Source organism: Aliihoeflea sp. 40Bstr573 (assembly GCF_024105655.1).
Taxonomy (GTDB): Bacteria; Pseudomonadota; Alphaproteobacteria; order Rhizobiales; family Rhizobiaceae; genus Aliihoeflea.
Genome location: NZ_JAAAMH010000040.1, coordinates 1 through 7,935, shown reverse-complemented (window position 1 = coordinate 7,935; position 7,935 = coordinate 1). Strand labels below are relative to the sequence as shown.

Below are 7,935 nucleotides of genomic sequence, written 5' to 3'. Positions count from 1 at the left end.
CGCCTATGGAAGGACGCCGAAGCGACCATCGGGTCCGCAACGGCTTTCCTCTACGCCGCTGCCGTCATGATCCTCGTCAGACGCATCGCACGCCACTCATGAGCAGTTTCGGCACGGACTCTAAGCGTTTCTCTCCTCGGGGGACACGTCGAGCCCTTCGTTCCGCACTCTGCGGCGGCATGGCCGAGATGGACGGTATTCCAATAGACGATGATCGAGATCAGGAGGTTGAGGCCGGCGATCCTGTAATGTTGTCCCTCCGCCGTGCGATCGCGGATTTCACCCTGCGACCGATACGTAAGGCTCTTGCGCGCGGCAATAAATGCCGCGATCGATCACCATCGCCGCGACACCATTCTCGTTTAGATTGATTGTCGCGCTATAGCGACAAGACGGCGACGAGCGATCATCGGGCAAATGACGAAGTCGGTGATGCTAAAGAGCGCGATGCCGCGCAAGGCGGAGACAGCACCACGTAGTCCGGAAGGCGTATGCCCTTGCCGATCAGTGGTGGATGCAGGAGATTGTCGTTCAGGCTGATGGAGAACACAAAGACAACCAGGATCGCACCTTTCAGATACTGGTCGGATTGAAGCTGATAGACGGCGGCCGGCACTTAGACGAGGAAGGCGCCGACGGCAGGTCGCGGCGACAACACCGCAGCGAATGGCGGCGTCACCAGCACAACCAGAGCCATGAAACCGATCCGCTGGACGAATGGTGTCGACATCATTCTGCTCGGGCTTCGACGGTTTCGGTTTCCCTGATCCCGAACCATGTCACATAGAGCGCGGGCAGGAACAGCAGCGTCAGCGCCGTGCCGACGATGATGCCGCCCATCATCGCATAGGCCATCGGCCCCCAGAAGACCTCGCGCGAGATCGGGATGAGCGCGAGGCTGGCCGCCGCCGCCGTCAGCACAATCGGCCGCATGCGATGGTCGGTCGCCTCGATGACGGCGTCCCACGCCGGCTTGCCAGCCGCCTTCAGGACCTCGATGCGGTCGATCAGGATCACCGAATTGCGGATCAGGATGCCGGCGAGCGCGAGGATGCCGAGGACGGCGATGAAGCCGAGCGGCGCGCCGGTCGGCACCAGCGCCAACGCCACGCCGATCACGGCCAAGGGCGCGGTGGTGAAGACGAGGAAGAGATGGGAGAAGCTCTGCAGCTGGATCATCAGGATCGTCGCCATGACGATCAGCATCAGCGGGATCACCCCAACGACCGGCATCAGCGTCTTGAAGCTTTCCTCCCACTCGCCGGCGGCCGTCACCGTGTAGCCCGCGGGAAGGCCCTTCTCGAACGAGGCCACCGTTTCGCGCAGGCTGTACATCAGCCGCAGCGGCTTGACCTCGCCCGTCACCTCTGCGCGGACCGTCAGCGTCGGCATGCGCGAGCGCTGCCAGACCACCGGCTGCTCCATCTCGTAGCGCAGCGTAGCGATCGCGCCGAGCGGGATCGAGCGGCCTTCGCCGGCGGGCAGTTGCAGGTTGCGCAGCGTCTCCAGCGAGCCACGCTCCTCGGCGGACGCGCGGCCGACGACGTCGACCAGATTGATTCCGTCGCGGATCTGGGTGACGGCCGCCCCCTCCATGATGCTGTTGAGGATGGTGGCGATGTCCTGCGAGGTCACGCCGAGCTGCCGCGCCTTGTCCTGAAACAGCTCGACGCGCACGGCGCGCGCCGGCTCCATCCAGTCGAAGGTGACGCGCCCGAGGTCGGGATGCGCGTCCAACACGTTGGCGAAAGCCTGCGCGTGCTCGCGCACCGTCTGGATGTCCGGCCCCGACACGCGGTACTGGACGGGGATGCCGATCGGCGGGCCGATCTCCAGCAGCCTGATATCGACGTCCGTGCCGATGAAGGTGCGCTCGACATATTCCTGAATGTCGGCGCGCACGGCGTCGCGGACGTCGAGACCTTTCGTCACGACGACGATCTGCCCCATCGAGACATGCGGGGCCGGAGGGTCGAGCGTGAGCAGGAAGCGCATCGCGCCGCGTCCGACATAGGTCGACCAATGGTCGATGCGCCCGTCCCCCTTCAGCACCTCGTCTTCGAGCTGCGCCATCTGGTGGCCGGTCTCGGCGATGGTGCTGCCGTGCGGCAGGTCGAAGTTGACGACCAGCTCGGCGCGGTCGGACGGCGGGAAGAGCTGGACCTGTACGAAGGCCATGCTCGCAGCCGCGGCGAAGAACGCCGCGACGGTCAGCCCGATCGTCGCCCAGCGCCAGCGCAGGCAGGCGATCAGCGCCTTCGAGAACGCGCCGGCGATGCGTCCCTTCTTCTGCGCATGGTGCTTCATCGTCTTCGGCAGCATGGTGACGCCCAGCAGCGGCGTGAACACCACGGCCACCACCCAGGAGACGACCAGTGAGATGGCGATGACGGTGAACATCGAGCCGGCGAACTGGCCCGCGAGGCTGTCGTTGAGGCCGATCGGGATGAAGCCCGCCACGGTGACCAGCGTGCCCGTCAGCATCGGGAAGGCGGTGGAGGTGTAGACATAGGTCGCGGCCTTGCGCAGCGTGTCGCCAACCTCCAGCCGCGCCACCATCATTTCGACGGCGATCATCGCGTCGTCGACGAGCAGGCCGAGCGCGATGATCAGCGCGCCGAGCGAGACGCGCTGGAGCGAGATGCCGAGATACTCCATGCCGAGGAAGGTGATCGCCAGCGTCAGCGGGATCGAGATCGCCACCACCATGCCGGCTCTCAGCCCCAGGCTGACGAAGCTGATCGCCAGCACGATCGCCACTGCCTCGAACAGCGCCGTCGTGAATCCGGAGACGGCATGGTCGACCACTTGCGGCTGGTCGGACACCTTGTGGATCGCGGCGCCCAGCGGCAGGTCGCGCGCGGCATTCGCCATCACCGCCTCAAGTGCCGCGCCGAACTCCAAAAGGTTGGCTCCGGCCTTCATGCTGATCGCGAGCGCGATGGCCGGCTCGCCGTCGAAGCGGAACAGGTCGGGTGGTGGATCCTGGTAACCGCGGCGGATGGTGGCGACGTCCGTCAGCGGAAAGAAGCGGTCGTTGACGCGCAGGTTGATGGCACGCAGGCTCTCCTCCGAGGTGAAGTGTCCGCCCAGCCTGAGCGCGATCCGCTCCGGCCCAGCCTGGATGACGCCCGAAGGCACGACCGCGTTCTGCTCTCTGAGTGAGGCGACGATGCTCTGCTGGTCGAGGCCGAGCGCGGCGATCCTGCGGGTCGAAAACTCCAGCCAGACGACCTCCTTGCGGTCGCCGACGATCTCGACGCGACCGATGTTCGGCACCGTCACGATGGCGGAGCGCAGGTCTTCGGCATGATCGCGCAGCTGCCGCCAGGTGAGCCCGTCGCCGGTCAACGCATAGACGCTGCCGTAGACGTCGCCGAAGCGGTCGTCGAAGAAGGGGCCGACCACGCCTTGCGGTAACTCGACGGCCAGCTCCTGCATCAGGTTGCGCACCTGCTGCCAGGTCTGGGGCACCTCGGCCGCGGGCGTGTCGTCCTTGAGGTTGACGAAGACGATCGACTGTCCGGCGGTCGTCATCGAGCGGGTGAAGTCGAGCGTGTCGATCTGCTGCATTTTGCGCTCGATGCGGTCGGTGACCTGGAGCGCGGTCTCCTGCGCCGACGCGCCGGGCCATTGCGTCTGGATCACCATGGTTTTGATCGTGAAGGAGGGGTCCTCCTCGCGCCCGAGGTTCAGATAGGAGATGCCGCCGGCAACGACGAAGGCGATCATGAAGTACCAGACCAGCGAGGCGTGTCCGATCGCCCAGTCGGAGAGGTTGAAGCGTTCCTTTTTCATCGGCTCTCCGCCTTGCTGACGCGCACCGCCTGCCCCTCGACCAGCGAGCGGACGCCCGCCACGACGACCCGCTCTCCCATATCCAGCCCCTCTTCTACCGTCACACGGTCGCCGGCTCGTTCGGCGATCACGATCGCACGGCGCGAGACCCTCCTGTCCTGCTGCTCCACGATCCAGACGAAGGCGCCGTCCTCGCCCTCGATCACGGCCGTCGCGGGAACGGACGGAAGGGCGGCGCGCGGCGCAACGGGTCTCACCAGCACGGTGGTGCCGAACCGGAAAGCGGCCGGCGGCTCGTCGAGCGCGATGCGCACGCGGTGCAGCCGGGTCGCCGCATCCGCCGCCGGGGCGATCTCCCTGATCCTGCCTTGCGCCGTGATCGCGGGATCGATTTCGAGCGCCGCCTCGAACGTGTCGCCGATCCGCAAGCCGGACAGCAGGCGCTCGGTCATGTCGACCACCGCGTCGTGCAACTCCGGCCGCGCGAGCGTCACCACGGGAGAACCGGCTGCGACCACCTGGCCGATCTCGCCGGATACCGCCGTCACGACGCCGTCGAAGCCGGCGACGAGCTGCGCATTGGCAAGCTGGTCCCGCGCCTGGGAGAGGCCGGCCGTCGCGCTCTCGACCTTGGCGCGCGCGGTCTTCAATTGCAGCTCCGCCGCCTCAAGCGCTGCCGGCGGCACCGTTCCGCTGGCGCCCAGCGTCTGTTGGCGCTCATGGGTGTCGGAGGCGTTCTCGAGCTGCGCCTGGGCGGAACGCAGATCGGCGCGCGCGGCTTCCAGCGCGGCGGCGAGCCCGGTCGAGTCGAGGGCGGCCAGCGGGTCGCCGCGCCTGACGACATCGCCGACCGACACCTCGTGCGACATCAGCCGGCCCAGCATCGGAAAGCCAAGCTGGGAGCTTGCCTGTGGCATCACGGCGCCAGCAAGGATCAGGTCGTCCCCGCGCGATGGGGTGATGACAACGGTGAGCGCAAGCGGCGGAACATCCTCGCCGGGATCGCTTTGGCCGGTCCGCTCCTCGCCGCAAGCGGCGAGCAAAGCGGCCAGCACTGCGACGGCGGCGCCTCGAACGGCGGCTTTCATCGCGCCGCCTCCTCGGTAGGATCGACAGGCAGACCGGGGCGCATCGCCCGCGGACCGCTTGTCACGACCGTCTCGCCGTCCTCGACGCCTCCCGACAGCACCACCTTGTCGCTCTCAAAGGAAAGAACCGTGACCGGGCGAAGCTCCAGCCGACCTTCCGGCTGCGTCACCACCCACACCGACGCGCCGTCCTTGCCGAGCGTCAGCGCGGTGGGCGGCAGCACGATGGCTTGCCGCGGGCGCAACGACGCCCGGCCTACGACGGTCGCCCCAAGCGGCATGACTTCGGGCGGCGCATCGATCGCCACTTTCACCAAGATCGTCCCGGTACGCAGATCGATAGAGGGAGAGATTTCCCTGACATGGCCGGCAAATCCGTGTTCGCCGTTGAACATCACCCGCAGCTCGATGCCGGTATCCTCGTCGAGCGTCAGAAGCCCGGCCTCATACACGTCGAACACGGCGTCCCTGATGCCGTCCTCCGCCACCGTGAACACTGGCTGCGCCGGCTGGACCACCTCGCCGGCCTCGGCATGGCGGGCCGTAATCAAACCGTCCACCGGCGACGATAGCGTCGTGTTGGCCAGCGCGTCGCGGGCCAGCGCAAGCTCCGCCTCGGTTGCCTCTACAATGCCGGACGCGACCTGAAGCGTCGCGTAGGCCCGATCGACGGCGCTTCTGGTGGTGGAGCCGCTCTCAAGCAGCGCGGCGAGACGGGCATGGTCGGCCTCAGCCTGATCGCGTTGCGCCTGCTCGGCCCGCACCGCCGCTTCGGCCGCCGCGAGCGCGGCCTCCTGCTGGATGGCGTCGAGACGTGCGAGCGGCTCGCCGGCCGCGACGCGGTCGCCCACATCGGCAAAACGTTCCCCGATCCGCCCCGCGCCCCTGAAGCCAAGGTCGGTGGAGTTCGCCGGCTGTACGCTGCCCGTCATCTCCAGCGACGGCGCGTAGGCCTCGTATTGAATCTGCCGGACGACCACTGGGACCGCCCGCGCTTCTTCGGCCATTGCCGGAAACAGCGCCGGTCCGAGGATCAACAGACCCGTCATCGTCCCCGCTATCGCCGTTCTCACCTTCATCGCCATCATTTCGCCTGAAAACCGCCGCTACATATTATTGACTGATTCGAAAGTCAATAATATGATGGAATGAATGAGTTCCGCAGACCAGTCACATCCTTCCGGCAACAAGCCTCTCGGCAAACGCGCCCGCCAGAAGATAGAGCGGCCGCGCGCGATTCTCGCCGCCGCGCTGGATGAGTTCATGCTCAAGGGCTTCTGGGCCGCGCGAGTCGAGGACATCGCCGCCAAGGTCGGCATCACCAAGGGCACGGTCTATTTCTACTTCGACACCAAGGAGAAGCTGTTCGCCGAGACGATCCGCAGCTTCAGCCCGAACCTTGCCAGCGAGAGCGAGCCTATCGATAAGAATCGGCCGGTCCGTGAGCAGCTCACGACCTACCTTGCCGTCCTCTACGAAGCGGTCGCCATCAATCCGGATGCGAAGCGGGTCTTCCATCTCCTGATATCGGAGGGCCGGCATTTTCCTGAGCTGCTCGACCAGTACTTTGCAGAGTTCCTGGCGCCTGCGCTCGATCGGATCACATCACTTATCACATCCGGCATCGAACGCGGTGAACTCAAGTCAACCGGTCTGGCTTCTTCACCCGAAGTCTTGATAGGGCCGGCCATCGTCGCCAATCTGTGGGGCATCGTCTTCGCCGACCGCCACCCGCGCGATATCGACGCGATCCTGACAACCTCCCTCGACTTGTTCTTTCGAGGGCTACTCGAATGATCTTCTGGTTGGGAAACCAACGCCTTTCGCAAAATGCCAGGGGCGAAGTTACTTGCACCCTCCCCAACCCCCTAGTTCGGGCCCAGCCCCCGGTAGGCATATACTGGTGCGTCGCAGGCGGCGATGAAGACGCGGCCGCGGCCGAAGGATTTGGCCACGAGAAACTGCGGCCGCCAAGGTTCGCTCTGCACGACCTCGGATTTCACTTTTTTGCCAATCGCCTTGTCGATCAGGATTTCCATGTTTTCACCGGGCCTTGGCGCGAAATACCGGTGCAGGATGTATTCGTTGCGGCCGGCATCCGACGACACCACAATTCCGTTGGAGCCCGGCCGGCAGGATAGCGTCCGTCGGGCGAGGGTGACGCCGGAGGGCGTGGCCGCCAGGATGAAGCGCGCATCCTGGCAGGCGTAGTTCAGGGCATCGAGACCGCGCTCGATAAAGGGCTCGTGGAGCGTGCCGACCGGCAGCAGCCTCTCGCCAAAGATCGAATGCGACAGGCCGAGCGCCGATAGCATGGTGAAGAGGTTCATCTCGGCGATGCCGAGATCCATGTGTTGGCCGGATGGCGAGAACTGCCAGTTGTAGGTCGAGGGGATGCGCTCGCTCTTAAAGATGTCGGCCATCTCCTTTCCGCGCACGCCGCAGATCGATGCCCTCGAAGCAGCGGCCTGCTCGCGGATGTACGAGGAGAAAGAATCCGGCGGCCGCTGGGATCGGCCCGAACAGCACCGCCTGCTCGACCGACTGAGCCAAGTTGATGTACTCGTTGTTTGGAAACCCGACCGACTCTCCCGCTCGCTCAAGGATCTTCTCCTGATCTTGAAAATGATCGAAGAAGCCGGCGCCGGCTTCCGCTCGTTGACCGAGGCAATCGACACCACGATACCGGCAGGCCGCATGATGATGCACATGCTCGGTTCCTTCGCCGAATTCGAGCGCGCCGCGATACGCGAGCGGACACAAGCCGGCCTCAGCGCTGCGCGCGCTCAGGGCCGGCGCGGCGGCCACCGCCCCAAGCTCAAGCCGAACAACGCGCCGAAATCCTTGCCATGCTGGATGCTGGCCGGCCAACCGCCGATGTCGGCCGGCTGCTTCGAGTCCACCGCGCCACCATCAGCCGCATGTGATTTTTCGTGGAATGAGGACCCTGTTTAAGGGGTGATTTTCGTCCAAACGGGACCCCTTAACGTGGGGTCATCAAAGTGCCTCCGGTTTCATCGGAGGCATTTGTGTTTTGGATGTTGATTGT

General features: G+C 65.4%; 5 protein-coding genes and 3 pseudogenes. 3 read left to right on the top strand and 5 right to left on the bottom strand.

Going from position 1 to position 7,935, the window contains the following annotated elements; all coding sequences use genetic code 11:
* Window positions 1-102, top strand: a pseudogene (locus GTK01_RS20495) (IS5/IS1182 family transposase); the annotation flags it as partial.
* An 18-nt stretch (window positions 103-120) separates the two neighbouring features.
* On the opposite strand, the pseudogene GTK01_RS20490 reads toward GTK01_RS20495, so the two are convergent.
* The 4 genes and pseudogenes from GTK01_RS20490 to GTK01_RS20475 all read right to left on the bottom strand — a co-directional run.
* Window positions 121-293: pseudogene (locus GTK01_RS20490) on the bottom strand (Tn3 family transposase); the annotation flags it as partial.
* A gap of 436 nt (window positions 294-729) precedes the next feature.
* A complete protein-coding gene (locus GTK01_RS20485) occupies window positions 730-3,798 on the bottom strand; it encodes an efflux RND transporter permease subunit (RefSeq protein ID WP_252929652.1) in 3,069 nt (1,022 codons plus the stop codon).
* Window positions 3,795-4,886, bottom strand: a complete 1,092-nt coding sequence (locus GTK01_RS20480; protein WP_252929650.1) for an efflux RND transporter periplasmic adaptor subunit — start codon at window positions 4,884-4,886, stop codon at window positions 3,795-3,797. Before GTK01_RS20480 ends, GTK01_RS20485 begins: the two co-directional genes overlap by 4 nt.
* A complete protein-coding gene (locus GTK01_RS20475) occupies window positions 4,883-5,971 on the bottom strand; it encodes an efflux RND transporter periplasmic adaptor subunit (RefSeq protein WP_252929648.1) in 1,089 nt (362 codons plus the stop codon). The genes GTK01_RS20480 and GTK01_RS20475 overlap by 4 nt, the downstream gene beginning before the upstream one ends.
* Before the next feature lie 67 nt (window positions 5,972-6,038).
* On the opposite strand from GTK01_RS20475, the gene GTK01_RS20470 reads away from it, so the two are divergent.
* Complete coding sequence (locus tag GTK01_RS20470) at window positions 6,039-6,683, top strand: TetR/AcrR family transcriptional regulator (protein WP_252929646.1); 645 nt, start codon at window positions 6,039-6,041, stop codon at window positions 6,681-6,683.
* Between the two features lie 353 nt (window positions 6,684-7,036).
* Here the strand turns inward: GTK01_RS20470 and GTK01_RS20465 are convergent.
* Window positions 7,037-7,315: pseudogene (locus GTK01_RS20465) on the bottom strand (transketolase); the annotation flags it as partial.
* On the opposite strand from GTK01_RS20465, the gene GTK01_RS20460 reads away from it, so the two are divergent.
* Window positions 7,281-7,841 carry a recombinase family protein gene (locus GTK01_RS20460; RefSeq protein WP_371924441.1) on the top strand — a complete coding sequence of 187 codons (561 nt, stop codon included), beginning with the start codon at window positions 7,281-7,283 and terminating at the stop codon, window positions 7,839-7,841. The pseudogene GTK01_RS20465 and the gene GTK01_RS20460 overlap by 35 nt on opposite strands.
* The last annotated feature ends 94 nt before the right edge of the window (window positions 7,842-7,935 follow it).

What these genes read in the sequence shown, in the direction of transcription:
- GTK01_RS20480 (WP_252929650.1), bottom strand. Translation starts at nt 4,886, where the DNA reads ATGAAAGCCGCCGTTCGAGGCGCCGCCGTCGCAGTGCTGGCCGCTTTG.
- GTK01_RS20485 (WP_252929652.1), bottom strand. Translation starts at nt 3,798, where the DNA reads ATGAAAAAGGAACGCTTCAACCTCTCCGACTGGGCGATCGGACACGCC.
- GTK01_RS20470 (WP_252929646.1), top strand. Translation starts at nt 6,039, where the DNA reads ATGAGTTCCGCAGACCAGTCACATCCTTCCGGCAACAAGCCTCTCGGC.
- GTK01_RS20475 (WP_252929648.1), bottom strand. Translation starts at nt 5,971, where the DNA reads ATGGCGATGAAGGTGAGAACGGCGATAGCGGGGACGATGACGGGTCTG.
- GTK01_RS20460 (WP_371924441.1), top strand. Translation starts at nt 7,281, where the DNA reads ATGCGCTCGCTCTTAAAGATGTCGGCCATCTCCTTTCCGCGCACGCCG.